This window comes from Bradyrhizobium sp. BRP56 (assembly GCF_020194035.1).
Taxonomy (GTDB): Bacteria; Pseudomonadota; Alphaproteobacteria; order Rhizobiales; family Xanthobacteraceae; genus Bradyrhizobium; species Bradyrhizobium australafricanum.
In genome coordinates, this window is sequence record NZ_JADYVV010000010.1 from 39,371 (window position 1) to 60,689 (window position 21,319).

Sequence of the window (21,319 nt, forward strand, 5' to 3'; positions counted from 1 at the left end):
GGCAACCCGTCCGTTAGATGACGCGTCTTTCACAACTCACCCTGCGCAATTTCCTGATTTTGGTGCATGACGCTCTCGCGACGACGTTTGCGTTGCTGGCGAGCTTCTATCTGCGTTTCGAGGGCAGCCTCCTCACCGATCGATTGCCGCATCTGCTGCTGATTCTGCCCTGGTTCGTGCTGTTCAGCGTTTTCGTCAGCTATTTCTCCAATCTGACCACGGCGAAATGGCGCTTCACCTCGCTGCCGGACGCGGTGAATATCCTGCGGGTTGCAGCCGTGCTGACCCTGGCACTGGTCGTGCTGGACTACGTCTACTTCTTCACCGGCACGAATTCGCAAAGCCCGGTGTTCCTCGGCCGGGTCACGATCATCCTGTTCTTCTTCCTCGAGGTGTTCGCGCTGAGCGCGTTGCGCCTCGGCTACCGCTATTTCCGTTATTCGCGCACGCGCCTGCATGCCCGATCCGACAACGCCGCGCCGGCGCTGCTGGTCGGACGTACGGCCGATGCCGAAGTCGTGCTGCGCGGCATCGAGAATGGCGCGATCAAGCGGCTCTGGCCGGTCGGCGTGCTCTCGCCGTCGGACGCGGACCGCGGCCAGATGATCCGCAACATTCCCGTGGTCGGCGGCGTCGACGACATCGAGGCCGTGATTCGGGATTTCGAGACCCGCCAGCGGCCGATCAAGCGCGTGGTCATGACACCGTCGGCCTTCGAACCCGAAGCGCATCCGGAAAGCGTGCTGATGCGCGCCCGGCGGCTCGGCGTGATGGTCAGTCGCCTGCCGTCGCTGGAAGGCGGCGACGCGCCGCGACTGACCAACGTCGCCGTCGAGGACCTGCTGCTGCGCCCGAGCCAGAAGATCGACTACGCGCGGCTCGAGACGCTGGTGCGGGGCAAGTCCGTCATCGTGACCGGCGGCGGCGGCTCGATCGGCGCCGAAATCTGCGAACGGGTCGCGACCTTCGGCGCGGCGCGCCTCCTGGTCGTGGAGAACTCGGAGCCGGCGCTCTATGCGGTCACCGAGGCGCTGTCCGCGCGTGACTCCGGCCCCGAGATCGAAGGCCGGATCGCCGATATCCGGGATCGCGAGCGCATCACGCGGCTGATGAGCGAGTTCAAGCCCGACATCGTGTTCCATGCCGCGGCGCTCAAGCATGTACCGATCCTGGAGCGCGACTGGAGCGAAGGGGTCAAGACCAACATCTTCGGGTCGGTGAACGTGGCCGACGCCGCGCATGCCGCGGGCGCGAGCGCGATGGTGATGATCTCGACCGACAAGGCGATCGAGCCGGTGTCGATGCTGGGCCTGACCAAGCGGTTCGCCGAGATGTATTGTCAGGCGCTGGACCATGACCTGATGACCGAGGCAAAGGGCAAGCCGCACATGCGGCTGATCTCGGTGCGGTTCGGCAACGTGCTGGCGTCCAATGGATCGGTGGTGCCGAAATTCAAGGCGCAGATCGAGGCCGGCGGACCGATCACGGTGACCCATCCGGACATGGTTCGCTACTTCATGACGATCCGCGAGGCCTGCGATCTCGTGATCACCGCAGCGACGCACGCCGTGACGCCGGCGCGGCCCGACGTCTCGGTTTATGTGCTGAACATGGGGCAACCGGTGAAGATCGTCGATCTCGCCGAGCGGATGATCCGTTTGTCGGGCCTGCAACCCGGCGTCGACGTCGAGATCGTGTTCAGCGGCATCCGTCCCGGCGAGCGGCTGAACGAGATCCTGTTCGCAAGCCAGGAGCCGACGCTCGAAATCGGCGTCGCCGGCGTCATGGCCGCCAAGCCGAACCAGCCTCCGATGTCGAGGCTGCGCAAGTGGCTCGCGGCGCTGGAGGATGCGATCGAGAGAGATGACCGTGTGACCATCCGCGCCGTCCTTCAGGACGCCGTGCCCGAGTTCGGATCGAATGCCGCCTGACCGCGCCGTTCTGCGGACGCCGAGACAGGACCGTTTCGAAAGCCATTGATGCGTAGTTCTCGAAAAGTCGTGGTCGTCAGCCAGCACTATCCACCGGACCACAGCACGACCGCCGCGATCATGTCTGCGATCGCCGAACGGATCGCGCAGGAGTCGGAGGTGATGGTGGTCTCCGGGATGCCGGGCTCGGCGCGGGCGCCGGCGCCCGGGCGTCCCGCCGTCGTCGAGATCAGGAACTGGCTGCCTGGAAAGGCGGCGCTGATCAAGCGCGCGCTGGCCGAGGCGCTGTTCACCGGCCGGATCTTTTTTGCGCTGTTGTCGCGCCTGAAGCGGGGCGACGTGGCGCTGACGGTGACCGCTCCCTTCGCGCTGCCTTATGCGGTTGCCGCCGCGGCAAGGTTGAAGGGGGCCAAGTCGGCGCTGATCCTGCACGACCTATTTCCAGATGTGCTCGTGATGGCCGGGCTGCTGCGGCCGTCCTCGCTGGTCGCGCGGGCGATGCGCGCGATCAACGCGCTGATGTTCCGGTCCCTGAACGCTGTCATCGTGATCGGCCGCGACGCCGAGAAGCTACTGCTGCGCTATGGCGGAATGACACAGGACAAGATCAGGTTCATCCCGAACTGGGCCACGCTCGCGCCCGGCAACCGTCCCGTGAGCCCCGACAATCCGTTTCGCAAGGCCATCGCCGCCCGCTTCGTCGTCGGGCTGTCCGGCAATCTCGGCTTCACCCACGATCCGGATATCGTGTTTGAGGCCGCGCGACTGCTGCGTGACGAAGGCGAGATCCATTTCCTGCTCTCGGGATGGGGCATCGGCTTCGCGCGGCTCAAGGAGCTGCAGGCCACCGCGCGGCTTGCCAACGTCACGCTGGTCGACCGCGTCGCGGACAGCGAACTCGATGCGCTGCTCTCCAGCGCGGACGTCTGGCTCATTCCCTATCGCAAGGACGTCGCCGGCGTGTCGGTGCCGAGCCGGTTCTATAATCTGCTCGCGGCCGGCCGCCCCGTCATTCTCGTCTCCGAGCCCGAGGCCGAGGCCGCGCTCACCGTCAGCGAAAACCGGCTGGGCTGGGTCGTCACGCCGGGAAGGCCCGATCAACTCGCCGATGCCATTCGCCAGGCGTCGCGATCGCAGGACGCCGCGATGGCCGAGCGCGCAGTCGCGACCGCGCGGAACTTCAGTTCCGAGCGGGCGCTCGCGAGCTACGCTGCGCTGGTCCGGGAGCTGCTATCCAATCGCGATGTGGAGCGGACGGTATGAATAATGGTCACCGGACGGTTCTGGTGACGGGCGCCAGCGGCTTTGTCGGCCGCCATGTGGTGCCCGCGCTGGCGCGCAGCGGCTGGGTGGTGCGACGCGCGGTGCGAACTCCACCGCGCGATGCAAACGACGTGATGATCGGCTCGCTCAGTCCCGCCACCGATTGGCGCGCCGCGCTCGACGGGGTGGAGGCGGTTGTGCATCTTGCGGCCCGCGTTCATCAGCAGTCCGACGAACGCGCGATAGAGCTCTATCGCAACGTCAATATCGAGGGCACGCTGCATTTGGCGCGGTCCGCGGTCGCTGCGGGCATTCGTGATTTCATTTTCGTCAGCACGATCCTGGTGCATGGGCGCAGCAATTACGGGCGTCTTCCGTTTCGCGAGGACGATGTCCTGACGCCGCGCGGCCTCTACGGAAACTCGAAGGCGGCCGCCGAGGTCGGCTTGAAGGAAATTGTGCCGGGCAGCGGCATGAGGGTGACCGTTATCAGGCCGCCGCTAATCTACGGGGCCGGTGCGAAGGGAAATTTCGCCCTGCTCAAGCGCGCGGTGCTCAATGGCTTGCCGCTACCGCTCGCTTATGTGAAGAATCGCCGCGCGTTCCTGTCGGCGGAAAACCTCGCGTCGTTCATCTTGCACCGGTTGTCGCACCCGGGAGATGATTTCGACGTGTTCCTGGTGGCTGACCGCGAGCAGGTCTCGACGCGGGAATTCGTCGAGCGTCTGGCCCGGGCGGCGGACACCTCGCCGCGTCTGTTCTGGCTGCCGCCGCTGCTGTTGAAGATGGCGCTCGGGATCAGCGGCCGCAAGGAAGCCTATGACAGCCTGTTCGCCTCGCTCGAGCTTGATCTTTCCAAGATCGCGGGCACCGGATGGCAGCAGCCGATCAGCCTCGACGAGGGGCTGCGGCGCGCGCTGCGTCAAACGGACAGCTGAGGCGATCAGAGCGGTCGCGAGAATCGCCACAGCTGCCAGGCGACGGCGAGCGCGCCGGTCAGCAGCAGCGCGATGTCTGCGGTGAGCGAATTGAGGGCAACCGATGCGAATGCGAGCAGCGCCAGCACCGCGTTCAGCGCAAACACCTCGCCGACGACGCGCCACACCGTGAATCGATTGTCGGTCGCGCGCTGGTAGAAGTGCGAGCGATGCGCGGCCCAGAAAGGCTCGCGCCGCGCCATGCGGCGAAACAGCGTGACCGTCGCATCCGTCAAATAGTACAGCGGCAGCAACAGCGCGGCGGCGAACTGCCGGTGCAGGGCGAGCTCGAGCAGGCACCAGCCGAGCAGCAGGCCGATCGGCAGGCTGCCGACATCGCCGAGGAATATCCTTGCGACCGGCCGGTTGAACGGCGCGAAGCCGAGCAGCGCGCCGCACAGCGCTGCCGCGACCAGCGCGGGAGCTGCGGGGAGATAGCCGAAGCTGCCGAGCAGGGCGATCGCCACGGTGATCGGCACGGCCTCGGCCGCGGTCATCAGGTCGAGCCCGTCCATGAAGTTGACGAGGTTCACGAACCAGAGGCCGGCGATCAGCAGCAGGCCGCGTTCGAGCCAAACCGGGCCGGCCGGAACCAGCCTGAGACCATCAGGCGCGGAAAACACCACGGCCGCAACGGCGGCGGCCTGCAGCAGCAGCCGCGGGACGACGGGCAGCGAGCGGATGTCGTCGGCAAAACCCACCACCGCGATGAACAGGCAGGCCGCGAAGACGATGAAGGGAATAGTCAGGTTCTGCGATCCGGCCAGGACGATGACGATTCCGCCCGCCAGCAGCGTCGCCGCCGTGACCGCGATGCCGGCACCCTGCGGCGTTGGAATACGGTGCGACGAACGCGCATTCGGCTTCGCCAGCGCCACACGCAGCAGCAGCGGCCGCGTCGCCTGGATCAGGACAGCCGAGATCGACGCAGCCAGAACCGCCGCGATCAATGACAGGAGGATTTCGAAAGCGCTCATTCTGGTCCGGCTATTGCGATCCCGGGACTCGCGATTGCGATCCCGGGACTTCGATCGGTTCTGTGCCCTTGGCGGCCTTTTCCGGACTCAGGATCCAGACCAGGCCGCCAAACACGCCAACCACGAACGATACCGCGCCGAATAACAGCGAGATGTTGACGCCTTCATTGGCGATCAATCCGGCGTAGCCGAAGGCCAGCGCCATCGTGGCCTCGCGTACGCCCCAGCCCGCGATCGAGATCGGCATCATCGTGATCAGCATCACCGGCGGCAACAACTGGAATATCTGGCCGAAGGTGACGGGCGCGGTGATCGATTTCACCACGCACCAGGCGATCACGACGGTCACCACGTGAATGGCGATCGAGAGAATTGCAACCCTCAATCCGCGCTTGCGGCTGAACAACACCCGGTTCGCGATGACCGCGCAGGCGTGGATGTGATGCGTCGCCCACCATTGCTTCAGCCAGACCCAAGGCAACACGCCGATCAGCAGGAAGCCAAATCCGGCCGCGAGTGCGGCGAGGTCGAGAAGCAGCAACGCCATCCAGCCGTGGGAATCAGAAATCAGCCGATAGCTCCAGGGCAGGGTGGCGGCGATGACGACGGCGAGGGCGATCAGCCCGATCGCGCGGTCGACGAAAATCGAATAGGTGGCTGCGCGCCAGCCCGCACCGGCGCGCGCGACGAGCCAAAGCCGGACCGCGTCGCCGCCGATCGAGGACGGCAGTGTCTGGTTGAAGAAGGTGCCGATCACGTTGAAGCGCATGGCCTGGCCTGTCTCCAGCGGGGCTCCGCACTCCACGCTGATCTCCCGCCAGCGCAACACCCCGAGGAAGATCTGCAGGAACGTGACCGCGATCGCGAGGCCGAGCCAGCCCAGGCTCTCGACCTGGATACGGGCGGCAAGGTCGTACAGATTGACCTTACGCAGCGAGAAATAGAGCAGCGCGGCCGAGATCAGGATCTTGACGGTCGAAAGCAGGATTCGGCGCATTTCCGTTCGCGCTGCCAGGTTTCAGAATGTGTCAAAACAGCGCAAAACGCCTTCGCGCGCCCAAATTCGCCGCCTTGGTATGGTTTCCGCGCCGATCTGGCAATACCCGTACTGGTCCCTATTGCGGCAGGCGCGAAGGGGTGGCTAAAGAGGCCGGAACGGGGGACGGCCGGCCACTCACCGGGGATTTACGTTACCGGTAAAATCCGACCAGGCGCATGGGGGCGCGTGCTACTGCTTGGATAGTGCTTCCGAAGCAACAGGGCCACCGGCCGCCACGGCCCGGGCCGATTTGGTATGTCGTCCGCGGGCGGATACGACGGGACTTGCACGACAGGATTTGAGGCATCGATGGATCGACGAATTATTCCCCTGATCATGTGCGGCGGCGCGGGCACGCGGCTGTGGCCGGCGTCACGCGAGGTGCATCCGAAACAGTTCCTGTCGCTGTTCGGGGCCCGCTCGACCTTCCAGGAGACACTTCTGCGGGTCTCCGACGCCGGCCTGTTCGAGCGTCCGATCGTGATCACCAACGAGGCCTATCGCTTCATGGTGCTGGAGCAGCTGGCCGAGATCGGCCGCGAGGCCGACGTGCTGCTGGAGCCGATGCGCCGCGACTCGGGGCCGGCGATTGCGGCCGGTGCGGCGTTCGCGCAGAGCCGCGACAGCGAAGCGATCGTGCTGGCGCTGGCCGCCGACCATCTGGTGCGGGACACGGCGGCCTTCGTCGCCGCGTGCCGCGGCGGATTGGTCGCTGCGGACGCCGGCCGCATCGTGACGTTCGGCGTCAAGCCGGAGCGGCCTGCCACCGAATACGGCTACATCAATCCGGGCGAGGTGGTCGCCGGCGAGGTGCGCGCGGTGGCGAAATTCGTCGAGAAGCCGGATGCCGCGACCGCAGCGGGCTATATCGATGCAGGCTATCTCTGGAACAGCGGCAACTTCATGTTCCGCGCCGGCGTGCTGCTCGACGAGTACCGCAATGTCGATGTGGACAGCGTGGCCTCGGTGGAGCAGTCGGTTGCGTCGGCGGCGCGCGATCTCGGCTTCGTCAAGCTCGATGCGCAGGCCTTCGGCGCGGCGAAGGCGATCTCGATCGATTACGCGGTCATGGAGAAGACATCGCGTGCCGCGGTGGTGCCGGTGGCGTGCGGGTGGTCCGACATCGGCTCGTGGCGCCAGGTCTGGGAGCTGTCGGACAAGGACAGCCTCGGCAACTCTGCGCGCGGCAAGGCGGTGTTCGAAGACTCCCGCAATTGCAACGTCTCGACCGACCGGGCGCTGGTTGCGCTCGAAGGCGTCGACGATCTCGTCGTGGTCGCGACCCAGGACGCCGTGCTGGTGTCACGCCAGAAGGACGCCAATGGGCTGAAGCGGCTGGTAGCGAAATTGAAAGTCGCGGCGCCGGAGGTGACCGAGAATCACATCAAGGTGCATCGCCCCTGGGGCTCCTATCAGTCGGTCGACAATGGCGATCGCCACCAGGTCAAGCGCATCGTCGTCAAGCCGGGCGGACGGCTGTCCCTGCAGAAGCACCATCACCGCTCCGAGCACTGGATCGTGGTGCGCGGCACCGCACAGGTCACCGTCAACGAGCTGATCAAGACGGTGCACGAGAACGAATCGATCTACATCCCGATCGGCGCGGTGCACCGGCTGGAGAACCCGGGCAAGATCCAGCTCGAGCTGATCGAGGTGCAGACCGGCAGCTATCTCGGCGAGGACGACATCATCCGCATCGAGGATGACTATCGGCGCACCTGAGGCGAACGGGCCCCGCGCTCAAGATCGAGTCGCGGGCGATGTAACTCTTTGAATCAAAACGTGTCCGGATTTCGCCGTTGGCATTCGCCACATTTGTGACGCCGTGCTATAGCGGCTGCCAACGAAGCGGGTCGTGATTTGCGCCAAAGGCGCGGATCGGGCAGAGGGGCCTTGGTGCTGATTCCCTCGGAGCCGGGATGGCTCCCTGAGAAGCCGGGACAACCGCCAGAACGTTACTTGGGGTCTACGATATGAATGCAAAAATGTCCGCAGCCGGCGCGAAGGCCGATATCGGCCGCGCATTGCGCGTCGGCGTGATCGGCGCCGGCGTGATGGGCAGCAACCATGCCCGCGTGCTGGCCGGACTGCCGGGGGTGCTGTTGATCGGCATCGTCGATCCGCTGCCGGAACATCGCACGCGCGCCATCGACCTGGTCGGCTGCCGCGCCTTTGAAAGCCTCGATCAGCTGTTCGCCGAGGGCATCGATGCGGTGACGATCGCAGCTCCCACCCATCTGCATCACGAGATCGCGCTCGCCTGCGTCGCGCGCAACATTCACATCCTGGTCGAGAAGCCGGTCGCATCCACGGTCGAAGAGGGCCGCGAGATCGTGGCGGCCGCCGAGCAGGCCGGCGTCACGCTGATGGTCGGACATGTCGAGCGTTTCAATCCGGCGGTCGCCGCGATCAAGAAGGCGATCTCGGGCGAGGACATCCTGTCGATCGGCATCACCCGGGTCGGCCCGTTTCCGCCGCGAATGTCCAATGTCGGCGTCGTGATCGATCTTGCCGTGCACGACATCGACCTGATCCGCTGGTTCACCGAGTCCGACATCGTCGAGGTGCAGCCGCAGCTCTCGAGCGCGGTCGCCGAGCGCGAGGACATCGCGCTGCTGCAGTTTCGTACCGCGTCCGGCGTGCTCGCCCACATCAACACCAACTGGCTGACGCCGTTCAAGGCGCGCAACGTGACGGTCGCAACCCGCGGCAAGTATGTGATGGGCGATCTGCTCACGCGTCAGGTCACCGAATGTTTCGGCTTCAAGCCGGACGGCAGCTATTCGATGCGTCATCTGCCGGTCGGTCACGACGAGCCGCTGCGCGCCGAACTGATCGCCTTCCTCGATGCCGTACGCGGCGGCAAGCTGCCGGCGGTGTCCGGCGACGAGGGCGTGGCGAGCCTCGAGATCGCGATCCGCTGCCTGGAATCGCCCGCGCGGCCCGCCGCCTCGACGATGCGCAAGGGGCCGCGCCGGATCGCCGGCTAATTTGCAACTTGAAAACACGCGCGAAAGCTTCATGAACCAACACATGCGTCCAGAGCCCGTTCCCTTCATAGACATTGCCGCGCAGCGCCAGCGGCTCGGCAAATCGGTCGATGATGCAGTCGCCCGCGTGCTCAACCATTGCCAATTCGTCAATGGCCCGGAAGTGACCGCGCTGGAGAAGGCGCTGGCCGACTATAGCGGCGCAAAGCATGTGGTGAGCTGTTCCAGCGGCACTGACGCGCTCTTGATGGTCCTGATGGCGAAGAATGTCGGGCCGGGCGACGCCGTGCTGTGCCCGTCTTTCACGTTCTGCGCGACCGGCGAAGCGGTGGCGCTCACTGGCGCGACACCCCTCTTCGTCGATGTGGACGAGACGACATTCAATATCGATATCAATTCGCTCAAGCGCGGGATCGCCGCCGCGATGTCGCGTGGCCTAAAGCCGGTTGGTGTCATTCCAGTGGATTTGTTCGGCCAGAGCGCCGATCATGACGCGGTGGCTGCGGTTGCCGAAGCCGAGGGCCTGTTCGTGCTCGACGACGCCGCCCAGGGCTTTGGCGCGAGTTACAAGGGCCGCAAGCTCGGCACCTTCGGGCTTGCGACCGCGACCAGTTTCTTCCCGGCAAAGCCGCTCGGCTGTTTTGGCGATGGCGGCGCGATCTTTACCAATGATGACGAACTTGCGAACGCGCTACGCAGCATCCGTGTGCACGGGCAAGGCTCGGACAAATATGACAATGTCCGCCTCGGCCTCACCGGGCGGCTCGATACCATGCAGGCCGCGATCCTGCTCGAGAAGCTGAAGATTTTTGACGACGAGATCGTGGCACGCAACCAAGTGGCGGAGCGCTACGCGCGCGGACTCGGCAATATCGTGACCGTGCCTCGCCTTGCGCCAGGTTGCACCTCGGTGTGGGCGCAATACACAATCCGCCTGCCGAAAGGGGCCGACCGCGATGCCTTTGCCTCGACGCTGAAGACCCAAGGCATTCCGACGGCGATCTACTACACGAAGTCGATGCACCAGCAGACCGCTTACCGTGATTTCCCGGTCGCCGACGGCGGCCTAGCGATCAGCGAAAGCCTCTCCGACGACGTCATCAGCCTGCCGATGCACGCCTATCTCGACGAGGCGGCCCAAGACCGCGTCATCGCGGCTGTGCGCAGCGCGCTTTCGGCCTGATAGGAAACTTTTTCAGACCGCAATCATGCGCTAGAAGCAGCGCATGCTTGGGCGCATCTTCACCGTCGGCGGCTATACCCTGCTATCGCGGGTCACCGGGTTCGCGCGCGACATCATGCTCGCGGCGATCCTCGGTGCCGGGCCGGTTGCCGACGCCTTCTTCGTGGCGCTGCGGCTGCCCAATCATTTCCGCGCGATCTTCGCCGAAGGTGCCTTCAATGCCGCCTTCGTGCCGGCCTATGCCCATGTCCATGGCGAGCGCGGCGAAGCGTCGGCACGGCTGTTCGCCGACCGCATCTTCACGCTCCTGTTCGCCTCGCAGGTGATCCTGCTGGCGGTGGCGATGGCGTTCATGCCGCAGGCGATGAGCATCCTGGCGCCGGGCTTCACCGAGGACGCGGCGCAGCGCAAGCTCGCGATCGAGCTGACGCGGATCACCTTTCCCTATCTGCTGCTGATCACGCTGGTGACGCTCTATGGTGGCATGCTCAATGTGATGCATCGCTTCGCCAGCGCCGCCGCGGCGCCGATCTTCCTCAACCTCGCCATGATGATGACGCTGGCGCTCGCGGCTTTCTTTCCGAGCGCGGGCCACGCCGCGGCCTGGGGCGTGCTGATCTCGGGCTTCCTGCAATTCTTCCTGCTCGCCGGCGACCTGGCGCGTCACGGCGGCCTGCCGCGGTTCGCGCCCTTGCGGCTCGACGAGGACGTCCGCGGCTTCTTCCGCGCGCTCGGGCCGGCGACGCTAGGCTCGATGGGCACGCAGGTGGCGCTGTTCGCCGACACCATCATCGCGACCTTTCTGCCCGCAGGCGCGCTGTCGGCGCTGTATTATGCCGACCGCCTCAATCAATTGCCGATCGGCGTGATCGGGATCGCGATCGGCACCGTGCTGCTGCCGGAGATGTCGCGGCGCCTGAGCGCCGACGATCACGCCGGCGCCATGGCGGCGCAGCGCCGCGCCTTCGATTTCACGCTGCTGTTCTCGGTGCCGTTCGTGGCGGCGTTCCTGACGGTCGCCGATCCGATCATGCGCGCGATGTTCGCCCGCGGCGCCTTCTCCAAGGCCGATGCCGCTAGCGCCGGGGCCACGCTCGCGGCCTATGCGGTCGGGCTCATTCCGTTCGTGATGATCCGCAGCGCGGTCGCGACCTTCTACGCCCGCAAGGACACCGCAACGCCGGTGAAAGCGGCGCTGACCGGGGTCGCGGTCAACGTCGCGCTGAAGATCGCACTGGTCGGCTCGCTGGCGCAGGTCGGGCTCGCGCTCGCGACCGCGACCGGGGCCTGGGTCAATCTGCTGCTGGTGCTGATGTTTGCCGTGCGCCGCGGCTACCTCGCGCTCGATCGGGCGCTGATCCGCTCCTTCGGCACCTTCGCGCTATGCGGCGTGCTGCTCGCGGTCGCGCTGTGGCTGACCTCGCATTTCGCTTATGTGTGGTTCGCGCCGATGCAGATCTTTCGCGATGAGCTGATCCTGCTACTGCTGATTGCGGTCGGCGTCTTCGTCTACGCCCTGTCGATCCTCACGCTGTTCGGCCGCGGCTGGCTGTTCGCGCTGCGCCGCGTATAGTTTTACCTGTCAAATCAAATGCATAGGCGGCCGCTGTGTGATAGCGCCGCGCGCGGCGGAAAGCGGTTTGCGCTTCGCCGACAACCACGCCAATATGCGCAAAACACACCAAGGCAATTGGAGAGACGATGGCAGCTCCCATCAAATTCGGCGTCGGACAAAGTGTGCGGCGCAAGGAGGACGACGCTCTGATTCGCGGCAAGGGCCGCTACACCGACGACGTCGCACCGTCTCCCGCATTGCACGCGCTGATGCTGCGCTCGCCGCACGCGCACGCGACCTACACGATCGATGCCGGCAAGGCCCGCGGCATGCCCGGCGTGGCGCTGATCCTGACCGCCGCCGACGTCGCCGAACTCGGCGGGCTGCCGTGCCTGTTCAATCTCGAGACCGATCCGTTCACCGCACCGCCTTATCCGATCCTCGCCAAGGACGAGGTGCGCCATGTCGGCGACGCGGTGGCCTTTGTGGTCGCCGACACCGTCGATCATGCCCGTGACGCGATCGAGGCGATCGACGTCAAATGGACGCCGCTGCCGGCGGCGGTCGGCCTCGTCAATGCGGTGAAGAAGGATGCGCCGCAGGTCTGGCCGGACAAGCCCGGCAATGTGCTGTTCGACGTCTCGATCGGCGACAAGAAGGCCGCCGAGGACGCGTTCGCGAAGGCGCATGCGGTGGCCGAGATCACCATCGTCAATCCGCGCGTCATCACCAATTTCATGGAGACGCGCGCTGCGGTCGCCGAATACGACGCCAAGAAGGATCATCTGACGCTGACGATCGGCAGCCAGGGCAGCCACCGCCTGCGCGAGATCCTCTGCGACATGATCCTGAAGATGCCGAAGGAGAACATGCGGGTAATCTGCCCGGATGTCGGCGGCGGCTTTGGCACCAAGCTGTTTCCCTATCGCGAATATGCGCTGATCTCGGTCGCCGCGCGCAAGCTCAAGAAGAGCATCAAATGGACGGCCGAGCGCTCCGACCATTTCATGGGCGACGCGCAGGGCCGCGACAATCTCACCACCGCGAAGATGGCGCTCGCCGAGGACGGCAAATTCCTCGGCATGGATGTCGACCTGATGGGCGACATGGGCGCCTATCTCTCGACCTTCGCGCCTTACATCCCGCATGGCGGCGCCGGCATGCTGCCGGGCCTCTACGACATCCAGGCCTTCCACTGCCGGGTCCGCACCGTGTTCACCAACACGGTGCCGGTCGATGCCTATCGCGGCGCCGGCCGCCCGGAGGCCGCCTATGTCATCGAGCGCCTGGTCGATGCCGCCGCGCGCAAGCTCGGCATGACGCCGGACTCCATCAGGCGGAAGAATTTCATTCCGCCGAAGTCGCTGCCCTACACGACCGCGACCGGCAAGGTCTACGACTCCGGCGACTTCGTCGCGCACATGAAGCGCGCGATGGAGATTGCCAACTGGAAGGAATTTCCGAAGCGCGCCAAGGCCGCCAGAAAGGACGGCCTGGTGCGGGGCATCGGCATGGCGAGCTATGTCGAGGTCTGCGGCACCATGGGCGAGGAGACCGCCAATGTGGCGCTCGATGCCAATGGCGATATCTCGGTCCTGATCGGCACGCAGTCGAGCGGGCAGGGCCACCAGACCGCCTATGCGCAGATCGTCGCCGAGCAGTTCGGCGTGCCGCCCGAGCGCGTCCATGTGCTGCAGGGCGATACCGACAAGATCGCGACCGGCCTCGGCACCGGCGGCTCGGCATCGATTCCGTCCGGCGGCGTCAGCGTGCAGCGCGCGACGCATGATCTCGGCAACAAGCTGAAGGAGCTTGCGGCGCAGGCGCTGGAAGCCGGCGCCGGCGACCTCGAAATCGCCGACGGCCGTATCCGCATCGCCGGCACCGACCGCTCGATCAGCTTTGCCGATCTCGCCAAACGCCCCGGCGGCGATACGTCGAAGATGAATGCGAGCGCGACCTTCGCCAGCGCCGACGGCACCTATCCGAACGGCACGCATCTCGCCGAGGTCGAGATCGATCCCGCCACCGGCATCATCAAGATCGTCAGCTACGTCATCGTCGACGATTTCGGCGTCACGCTCAATCCGCTGATGCTGGCGGGCCAGGTTCATGGCGGCGCGATGCAGGGCATCGGTCAGGCGCTGATGGAGCAGGCGGTGTACAGCCCGACCGACGGTCAGCTCGTCACCGGCACGTTCATGGACTATGCGCTGCCGCGCGCCTCCGACGGGCCGTCCTTCGTGTTCGAGACCCATAACGTGCCCTGCACGACCAATCCGATGGGCGTGAAGGGCGCGGGCGAGGCCGGCGCGATCGGCTCGTGCCCGGCGGTCGTCAACGCGATCGTCGAGGGGCTGCATCGCGAGTACAAGATCGACCACATCGACATGCCGGCGACGCCGGAACGGGTCTGGATCGCGATCCGCGAGGCGCAGCGCCGCCATAATCTCTGATAAATTGTCGCAGGCGGAATGAAGATTCCGCCTGCGGTGTTTTGCAAACCAGCCCGGCCGCAGATCGCGGACCGGGACAGAGCGGAATTGAGAGGTTTTGCCGATGAAGCGGATTGTCGTCGTCGCAGCGATGCTTGCGTTGAGTGCAGGGGCGGTGGTGGCCGACCAAAATCAGGTCAAGAAGACCCAGGCCATGATGAAGGACAATGGCAAGAATGCGGGCGCGCTGGCGGCGATGCTCAAGGGCGAGAAGCCCTACGACCAGGCGACCGTCAATGCCGCGCTGGCCCAGTTCGAGGACACCGCCAAGCAGCTGCCAACGCTGTTCCCGGAGAGCATGAAAGGCGTCAAGCTGGACGGCGATTACGCCCCCTCGCCGAAAATCTGGGAAGACAAGGCCGGTTTCGCGCAACAGGCTGCGAGCTTCGCCAAGGCGGTCGCCGATGCCAAGGGCAAGATCAAGGATGTCGATACGCTGAAGGCCGAACTGGGCCTGATCGGCAAGCAGTGCGGCGGCTGTCACGAGACCTATCGCCTCAAGAAGGGCTGATCGCCACTCGGCTCATCATCGTTCGATCAATGAGAAGGGCGGACGCTTTGAGGCGTCCGCCCTTTTTTGTGTCGGTCGTTTCTTGTTGGAGCGAGCTCGCGACGATTGCTTCGTGAGGATTGCTTGGTGATGGATTACTTCGTCACTTGTTATTTGGTCACTTGGCCGCGGATCTCACCGCCCGGATTGGCCGCGGTGTGAACGTTGACATAGTACTTGCCGGCGAGCAGATCGGCGGCCTGCGCGTCGGTCAATGTTGCGCTGCCTTCGACCGGGCTCGACGTCGCGTTCGGGATCGCGACTGCGACACCCGCATTCTTGCCCGCCTCGGCGGGGCCGTGGAAATGCGCGGCGGTGGCTGGACCCGACAGGCCGGAATAGGTCAGCTTCCAGCTCAGCTTCTTGGAGGCGGCGTCGTAGTCGATGTCGGCGGTGCCGGTGGCGGCGCTGGTATTCGGCGGCACTTCGCTCTTGCTGTCCAGCTTCGCCGTGAACTTCTCGGCAAAGGCCGGACCGGCGAGGGCGATGGCGGCGCCGAGCGTCAGCGTGGCAAGCAAGGTCTTGTTCGACATGGTTCTCTCCCCTTTGACGTCACAGGATGGTTGCAATCCTCAAACAGCAGTTTTTCGGATTTATTCCCCAAATGATCGTGGGTGCGGCAAATTTGATGCGAGCTTGTCCGGCTGGTTGCCATCATACTGGTCCAAGAACTGACGCGACCAATGACGGATTGGTGAATGCTGCGACGAATTTTCCTCCTGGCGATTCTGGCCGGCGTAATCGGCTTTGGCGTGTTCTGGTGGCTGACGATCCCCGCGACCGTCGCCGCCGACGCGCTGCCTGCCTATCAGCCTGACCTGGCCAATGGCCTCACAACGTTCAATGCCGGGGGATGTTCCTCCTGCCATGCCGTGCCGAAGCAGGACGACCGCACACGGCTCGGCGGTGGGCTCGCGATCCCCTCGCCATTCGGCACCTTCTATGCGCCGAACATCTCGCCCGACCCGAACGACGGCATCGGCCGCTGGAGCGAGGCCGATTTCGTCACGGCGGTCATGAAGGGCACCTCGCCATCGGGTGCGCACTATTTCCCGGCGTTTCCGTACCCGTCCTATCAGCACGCCAAGGTCAGCGATGTGCGCGACCTGTTCGCCTATCTGAAGACCTTGCCGCCGGTCGCCGGCAAGGTGCGCGACCACGATTTGCCGTTTCTCTTCAACATCAGGCGCAATGTCGGCGTCTGGAAGTTGCTGTTCATGAACGGCAAGCCGTTCATCGCGGATGCAAGCCGCTCCGCGCATTGGTATCGCGGCGCCTATCTCGTCAACAGCTTCGGCCACTGCGCCGAGTGCCACAGCCCGCGCAATGTCCTCGGCGGCATCGTCACCGCGCAGCGCTTCGCCGGTGGTCCGAATCCGGACGGCGAAGGCTGGGTGCCCAACATCACGCCGAGGGGGATCTCGGACTGGAGTGTGAAGGATATCGCCTATTTCCTCGAGAGCGGCCAGACGCCGGACGGAGACTCCGCCGGTGGGTCGATGGTGCGCGTGATCCGCAACACCTCGCAACTGTCGTCGTCCGACCGCGACGCGATCGCCGAGTACATCAAGTCGCTGCCGCCGGTCGAGGGACCGCCGAAGCCGGTGAAGAAAGAGAAGGAGAAGGAGTCGTAAAGCAGGATGAGCTTTGGTTGAACCGGCTCGCCGCGGTTTCGGTTCACCTCTCCCAAAGGCGAGGTGAACTTTCGACGCCGTTCAAGCTCGACTCAATCTCATCATGCTCTCGTGGACGCGTCCTACTTCGCGCCGAACGCCTTGAAGGTGATGATGGTGAGGGTGTCCTGGATGCCCGGGATCACCTGAACCTTCTCGTTGATGAAATGGCCGATGTCGGTGTCGTGGTCGACGTAGAACTTGACCAGAAGGTCGTAATTGCCCGCGGTGGAATAGATCTCGGACGCAATCTCGGCCTCCGCCAGCGCGTTGGCGACGGTGTAGGACTGGCCGAGCTTGCATTTGATCTGGACGAAGAAAGGAACCATCAAAGTCGTCTCCGGGGATTTCCGCGACTATAGGCCCAAAACGGGCGGCCAAGGCAAGGGGCGAGGCAAGGGGGCAAGGCGAGGCCAACTCGCGGTAAAGTCAGGCGAACTTGCCGTCGATCCGCGGCCGGGCTAGGACAGGCCATGGTCTTGTTCGCGATGGTCGCATTCGTATCAACCGCCGGTGCTGCAAGATGACGCCGGTCGCGCTCACCATTGCCGGCTCGGATTCCTCGGGCGGGGCGGGCATCCAGGCCGACCTCAAGAGCTTTGCCGCGCTCGGGGTGTATGGCGCCTCCGCGATCACGGCGCTGACTGCGCAGAACACCACGGGGGTCAGCGGCATCCATCCGGTGCCTGCGTCATTCGTCACCGCCCAGATCGATGCGGTGTTCTCCGACCTCGCGGTCGGCGCGGTCAAGATCGGCATGGTGGCACAGGCCGAGACGATCGCGGCGATCGCCGACGGGCTGATGCGCTGGGCGCCGCGCCATGTCGTGCTCGATCCGGTGATGGTCGCGACCTCGGGCGATCGGCTGCTTGCCGTCGAGGCGGTCGATGCGCTGAAGACCCTGCTGTTTCCGCTGGCCTCGCTGATCACGCCGAACCTGCCGGAAGCGGCGGCGCTGCTCAACGAACCGGTTGCCGAGAGCGAGGCCGACGTCGAGCGACAAGGCAAGCGATTGCTGGCGATGGGCTGTCGCGCGGTGCTGGTCAAGGGCGGCCACGGCCACGGCGCCGACAGCATCGACTATCTGATCGACGCCGAGCGCAGCATCGCGCTGGCTGCGCCGCGCATTGCGACCGCCAATACGCATGGCACCGGCTGCTCGCTGTCCTCGGCAATCGCAGCAGGGCTCGCGAAGGGCGAGAGCATGGAGACCTCCGTGCGCAACGCCAAGGCCTGGATCACCGAAGCAATCGCCGCTGCCGATCGTTTTGCCGTCGGCCACGGCCACGGGCCGGTGCATCACTTTCACAAATATTACTGAAGCCCGGAGCTGCGTAGCCCGGATGGAGCCAACGGGTCGCGCGAACGCGCGCCCGATGACAGGCTCCGCGAAATCCGGGAACAGATCATCCGCGGACGCAGAACCCGGATTGCGCTTCGCTCCATCCGGGCTACGCACCGCGCGGGTCGTTCCATCGCGTTACGCAGCCAACACAACGCCTCTTCCACACAGCCGCGACCGCCGATGTCGCCAGATTGTCGCACGCTGCTGTTATCCGCAGGGCAGGGGCGTACTGCTGATTCTCGTTAACTGTTTGTGGGGCTTTGGGTCACGGGGATCGTCATCGCCTTGTCACAGGAATCTGTTAGGTGCACAGGCATGGGAAGTGACTCCTTGAGTGAAGAAAGTCCAGAGCGGCACTTTCGCACTTTGTTTATCTCCGATGTCCATCTCGGAGCCCGCGGTTCGCAAGCCGACCGCCTGCTGGACTTCCTCCGCTCTCACGATGCCGACACGATCTACCTCGTTGGTGATATCGTCGACGGCTGGGCGCTGAAGTCGAACTGGTACTGGCCGCAGACCCATAACGATTTCGTGCAGAAGATGCTGCGCAAGGCGCGCAAGGGCGCCAAGGTGATCTACGTCCCGGGCAACCACGACGAGTTCCTGCGCAAATATTACGGCACGCATTTCGGCGGCATCGACGTGGTGGAGAACACCGTTCACACCGGTGCCGACGGCAAGCGCTACCTCGTGATCCACGGCGACATCTTCGACCTCGTGGTGCAGAACGCGCGCTGGCTCGCCCATCTCGGCGACAAGGCCTACGACTTCGCGATCCAGATGAATCGCTTCGTCAACTTCTTCCGCAAGATGTTCGGCGTGCCGTACTGGTCGCTGTCGCAATGGGCCAAGCTGAAGGTCAAGAAGGCGGTGAACTATATCGGCGCGTTCGAGGCGACGCTTGCCGGCGAGGCGCGGCGCCACGGCTGCGACGGCGTGATCTGCGGCCACATCCACTACGCGACGATTCATGACGAGCACGGCATCCGCTACATGAATTGCGGCGACTGGGTGGAGAGCTGCACCGCGCTCGCCGAGCACGAGGACGGCCATTTCGAGATCATCAGCTGGACCGACCCGGTGCGCCGGATCGCGCCAGCTCCGCGAGTGACGGCACGCGCTGCATGACGCATATCCTGGTCGCGACCGATGCGTGGCATCCCCAGGTCAACGGGGTTGTCCGCACGCTGACCATGATGGCACAGGCGGCGAAATCGCTCGGCGTCGAGGTGAGCTTCCTGACGCCGGACGAGTTCCGCACCTTCGCGATGCCGAGCTATCGCGATCTCCGGCTGGCGCTGCCGTACCGGGCCAAGGTCGCAAGTCTGATCGAGGCGGCGAGGCCCGACAGCATCCATATCGCGACCGAGGGCCCGATCGGGCTTGCGGTGCGCCGCTATTGCCGCAAGCGCGGCCTGCCGTTCACGACGAGCTTCCATACCCGCTTCCCCGAATACGTCTCGGCGCGGACGCCGGTCCCGGAAGCCTGGGTGTGGCGCGCGCTGCGCTGGTTCCACAGGCCGAGCCGGGCGGTGATGGCGGCGACCCCGGCGCTGGCAGCCGAGTTGCGCCAGCGCGGCTTCCGCAACGTGGTGCTGTGGTCGCGCGGCGTCGATACCGCGCTGTTCCATCCGCGCGACGTCGATCTCTGCCTGCCGCAGCCGGTCTATCTCAGCGTCGGCCGGGTGGCGGTGGAGAAGAATCTGGAGGCCTTCCTCGAGCTCGATTTGCCGGGAACCAAGGTCGTGGTCGGCGACGGCCCGGCGCGGGCGGCGCTGGAGCGGAAATATCCGGACGCCGTGTTCCTCGGCGCCCGCCATGGGGAAGAATTGGCTGAGATCTACGCCGCGGCCGATGTGTTCGTTTTCCCGAGCCGGACCGATACGTTCGGTCTGGTGCTGCTTGAAGCGTTGGCGAGCGGCCTGCCGGTTGCCGCTTTTCCGGTCACCGGTCCCCGCGACGTGATCGGCGCGGCGCCGGTCGGTGTGCTCGACGAGGATCTGCGCCATGCCTGCCTCGAGGCGCTCAGCATCCCGCGGCAGGCCTGCGTCGATTTTGCCGCGCTCCACACCTGGCAGGCGTCGGCCCGGGTGTTCATCGACCGTTGCATGAACGTCCGTCCCGCGCCGCCGGATGGCGAGGGGGAGGCGTTCGAATTCGGTGCCGAAGAGCACCATTTCGCCGTCCTGCCGGCACCTCAGCCGAACTCACGCTAGTCAGGTCACGCTAAAGCGTCTTGCCCGCCAGCCCGTCGCCGCGATACAAATCGCGAATGACGGACACCGTTCTCAATCCACCCGTCGCTGCCGCGGACATCGATGCTGCCGCAAGGGTGGTTGCGCCGTTCGCGGTGCGCACGCCGCTCCTGACCTTCCCCGTTCTCAACGAACGCGTCGGCAGCCAGGTTTTCCTCAAGCCCGAAATGCTGCAGCGGACCGGATCGTTCAAGTTTCGCGGCGCCTTCAACAAGCTCGCCTCGATCCCGCAGGACAAGCGGAGCGGCGGCGTCGTCGCGTTCTCCTCGGGCAACCACGCCCAGGGCGTCGCCGCGGCGGCCAAGATCCTCAACATGCAGGCGACCATCGTGATGCCTGCGGACTCGCCGATCACCAAGCGCGAGCGCACCAAATCCTATGGCGCCGAAGTCGTGCTCTACGACCGCGATCGCGACGACCGCGAGGCGATCGCCAACGGCATTGCCGGCAAGCGCGGCGCGACCTTGGTGCGCCCCTACGACGATCCCTTCGTGATCGCGGGCCAGGGCACCGCCGGCCGCGAGATCGCCGAAGACATGGCTGCGCTCGGGCTGACGCCCGACATCGTGGTCGCGCCGGCTTCGGGCGGCGGATTGATCGCCGGCGTCGCAACCGCGGTGAAGGCGAAATATCCGCAGGCCCAGGTGATCGTCGCCGAGCCCGCGGGCTATGACGATCACGCTCTGTCGCTCAAGGTCGGGCATCGCGAGGCGCATCCAGTCGCGGCGCGGACCATCTGCGATGCGCTGATGGCGATGATGCCGGGCGAACTGACCTTCGCCATCAACAGCAAGCTGCTCGCAAATGGCGTCAACGCCACCGATGACGAAGTCGGCGCCGCCGTTGCCTTCGCCTATCGCGAGCTGAAGCTCGTGGTCGAGCCCGGCGGCGCGGTCGGGCTCGCCGCGCTGCTTGCCGGGCGGATCGATGCCAAGGGCAAGAACGTCGTTATCGTGCTGTCGGGCGGCAATGTCGACGCCGACCTGTTCGCGAAACTCGTTGCCTGACGCCGGGTTAGGCACAGATGCTGCCGCGGTACATGAGCTGGCTCACGTTGCGTGTGCAGGCCCACGGGACATAAATGCT

At 65.2% G+C, this 21,319-nt stretch carries 18 protein-coding genes; 14 read left to right on the forward strand and 4 right to left on the reverse strand.

Features of this window, described 5'->3' with window-relative positions; translation table 11 throughout:
- Window positions 1-17 precede the first annotated feature (17 nt).
- The 3 genes from I6F38_RS09520 to I6F38_RS09530 are packed head-to-tail and all read left to right on the forward strand — an operon-like array spanning window position 18 to window position 4,132.
- Window positions 18-1,931 (forward strand): nucleoside-diphosphate sugar epimerase/dehydratase, encoded by a 1,914-nt coding sequence (locus I6F38_RS09520; RefSeq protein ID WP_016840369.1) that lies wholly within the window; start codon window positions 18-20, stop codon window positions 1,929-1,931.
- Between the two features lie 48 nt (window positions 1,932-1,979).
- Window positions 1,980-3,194 carry a glycosyltransferase family 4 protein gene (locus I6F38_RS09525; RefSeq protein ID WP_038373023.1) on the forward strand — a complete coding sequence of 405 codons (1,215 nt, stop codon included), beginning with the start codon at window positions 1,980-1,982 and terminating at the stop codon, window positions 3,192-3,194.
- Window positions 3,191-4,132, forward strand: a complete 942-nt coding sequence (locus I6F38_RS09530; protein ID WP_016840371.1) for an NAD-dependent epimerase/dehydratase family protein — start codon at window positions 3,191-3,193, stop codon at window positions 4,130-4,132. Before I6F38_RS09525 ends, I6F38_RS09530 begins: the two co-directional genes overlap by 4 nt.
- A 5-nt stretch (window positions 4,133-4,137) precedes the next feature.
- Here I6F38_RS09530 and I6F38_RS09535 read toward each other — a convergent pair whose 3' ends face one another.
- Both I6F38_RS09535 and I6F38_RS09540 read right to left on the reverse strand, forming a co-directional pair.
- Window positions 4,138-5,148: a hypothetical protein gene (locus I6F38_RS09535; protein WP_016840372.1), complete on the reverse strand. Its 1,011-nt coding sequence runs from the start codon at window positions 5,146-5,148 to the stop codon at window positions 4,138-4,140.
- A gap of 10 nt (window positions 5,149-5,158) precedes the next feature.
- A complete protein-coding gene (locus I6F38_RS09540) occupies window positions 5,159-6,145 on the reverse strand; it encodes a lysylphosphatidylglycerol synthase transmembrane domain-containing protein (RefSeq protein ID WP_016840373.1) in 987 nt (328 codons plus the stop codon).
- A 351-nt stretch (window positions 6,146-6,496) separates the two neighbouring features.
- Between I6F38_RS09540 and I6F38_RS09545 the strand changes: the two genes are divergently transcribed.
- From I6F38_RS09545 to I6F38_RS09570, 6 genes are all read left to right on the forward strand, one after another.
- On the forward strand, window positions 6,497-7,909 hold the full coding sequence (locus I6F38_RS09545) for a mannose-1-phosphate guanylyltransferase/mannose-6-phosphate isomerase (RefSeq protein WP_172647660.1): 1,413 nt from the start codon (window positions 6,497-6,499) through the stop codon (window positions 7,907-7,909).
- Between the two features lie 251 nt (window positions 7,910-8,160).
- Window positions 8,161-9,177, forward strand: coding sequence for a Gfo/Idh/MocA family oxidoreductase (locus I6F38_RS09550; protein WP_075968998.1), 1,017 nt, complete (start codon window positions 8,161-8,163; stop codon window positions 9,175-9,177).
- A gap of 31 nt (window positions 9,178-9,208) precedes the next feature.
- Window positions 9,209-10,360: a DegT/DnrJ/EryC1/StrS family aminotransferase gene (locus I6F38_RS09555; RefSeq protein WP_016845980.1), complete on the forward strand. Its 1,152-nt coding sequence runs from the start codon at window positions 9,209-9,211 to the stop codon at window positions 10,358-10,360.
- Between the two features lie 43 nt (window positions 10,361-10,403).
- A complete protein-coding gene (murJ, locus tag I6F38_RS09560) occupies window positions 10,404-11,933 on the forward strand; it encodes a murein biosynthesis integral membrane protein MurJ (RefSeq protein WP_016845981.1) in 1,530 nt (509 codons plus the stop codon).
- A gap of 128 nt (window positions 11,934-12,061) precedes the next feature.
- On the forward strand, window positions 12,062-14,371 hold the full coding sequence (locus tag I6F38_RS09565) for a xanthine dehydrogenase family protein molybdopterin-binding subunit (RefSeq protein WP_016845982.1): 2,310 nt from the start codon (window positions 12,062-12,064) through the stop codon (window positions 14,369-14,371).
- Between the two features lie 103 nt (window positions 14,372-14,474).
- Window positions 14,475-14,921, forward strand: a complete 447-nt coding sequence (locus I6F38_RS09570; protein ID WP_016845983.1) for a cytochrome c — start codon at window positions 14,475-14,477, stop codon at window positions 14,919-14,921.
- Window positions 14,922-15,070: 149 nt separating this feature from the next.
- Here I6F38_RS09570 and I6F38_RS09575 read toward each other — a convergent pair whose 3' ends face one another.
- Window positions 15,071-15,493: a CHRD domain-containing protein gene (locus I6F38_RS09575; RefSeq protein ID WP_016845984.1), complete on the reverse strand. Its 423-nt coding sequence runs from the start codon at window positions 15,491-15,493 to the stop codon at window positions 15,071-15,073.
- A 165-nt stretch (window positions 15,494-15,658) separates the two neighbouring features.
- Here I6F38_RS09575 and I6F38_RS09580 point away from each other — a divergent pair, with 165 nt between their 5' ends.
- Window positions 15,659-16,594, forward strand: coding sequence for a cytochrome c (locus I6F38_RS09580; protein ID WP_016845985.1), 936 nt, complete (start codon window positions 15,659-15,661; stop codon window positions 16,592-16,594).
- Window positions 16,595-16,716: 122 nt separating this feature from the next.
- On the opposite strand, the gene I6F38_RS09585 is transcribed toward I6F38_RS09580, so the two are convergent.
- Window positions 16,717-16,962, reverse strand: a complete 246-nt coding sequence (locus tag I6F38_RS09585) for an Lrp/AsnC ligand binding domain-containing protein (protein WP_016845986.1) — start codon at window positions 16,960-16,962, stop codon at window positions 16,717-16,719.
- 194 nt (window positions 16,963-17,156) lie between these two features.
- On the opposite strand from I6F38_RS09585, the gene thiD reads away from it, so the two are divergent.
- The 4 genes from thiD (at window position 17,157) to I6F38_RS09605 (ending at window position 21,240) form a co-directional block, all read left to right on the forward strand.
- A complete protein-coding gene (gene thiD, locus I6F38_RS09590; RefSeq protein ID WP_075968999.1) occupies window positions 17,157-17,954 on the forward strand; it encodes a bifunctional hydroxymethylpyrimidine kinase/phosphomethylpyrimidine kinase in 798 nt (265 codons plus the stop codon).
- Between the two features lie 339 nt (window positions 17,955-18,293).
- A complete protein-coding gene (locus tag I6F38_RS09595) occupies window positions 18,294-19,106 on the forward strand; it encodes a UDP-2,3-diacylglucosamine diphosphatase (RefSeq protein WP_050994092.1) in 813 nt (270 codons plus the stop codon).
- Window positions 19,103-20,194, forward strand: coding sequence for a glycosyltransferase family 1 protein (locus I6F38_RS09600; RefSeq protein ID WP_016841248.1), 1,092 nt, complete (start codon window positions 19,103-19,105; stop codon window positions 20,192-20,194). The genes I6F38_RS09595 and I6F38_RS09600 overlap by 4 nt, the downstream gene beginning before the upstream one ends.
- A gap of 56 nt (window positions 20,195-20,250) precedes the next feature.
- On the forward strand, window positions 20,251-21,240 hold the full coding sequence (locus I6F38_RS09605; protein ID WP_016841247.1) for a threonine/serine dehydratase: 990 nt from the start codon (window positions 20,251-20,253) through the stop codon (window positions 21,238-21,240).
- The last annotated feature ends 79 nt before the right edge of the window (window positions 21,241-21,319 follow it).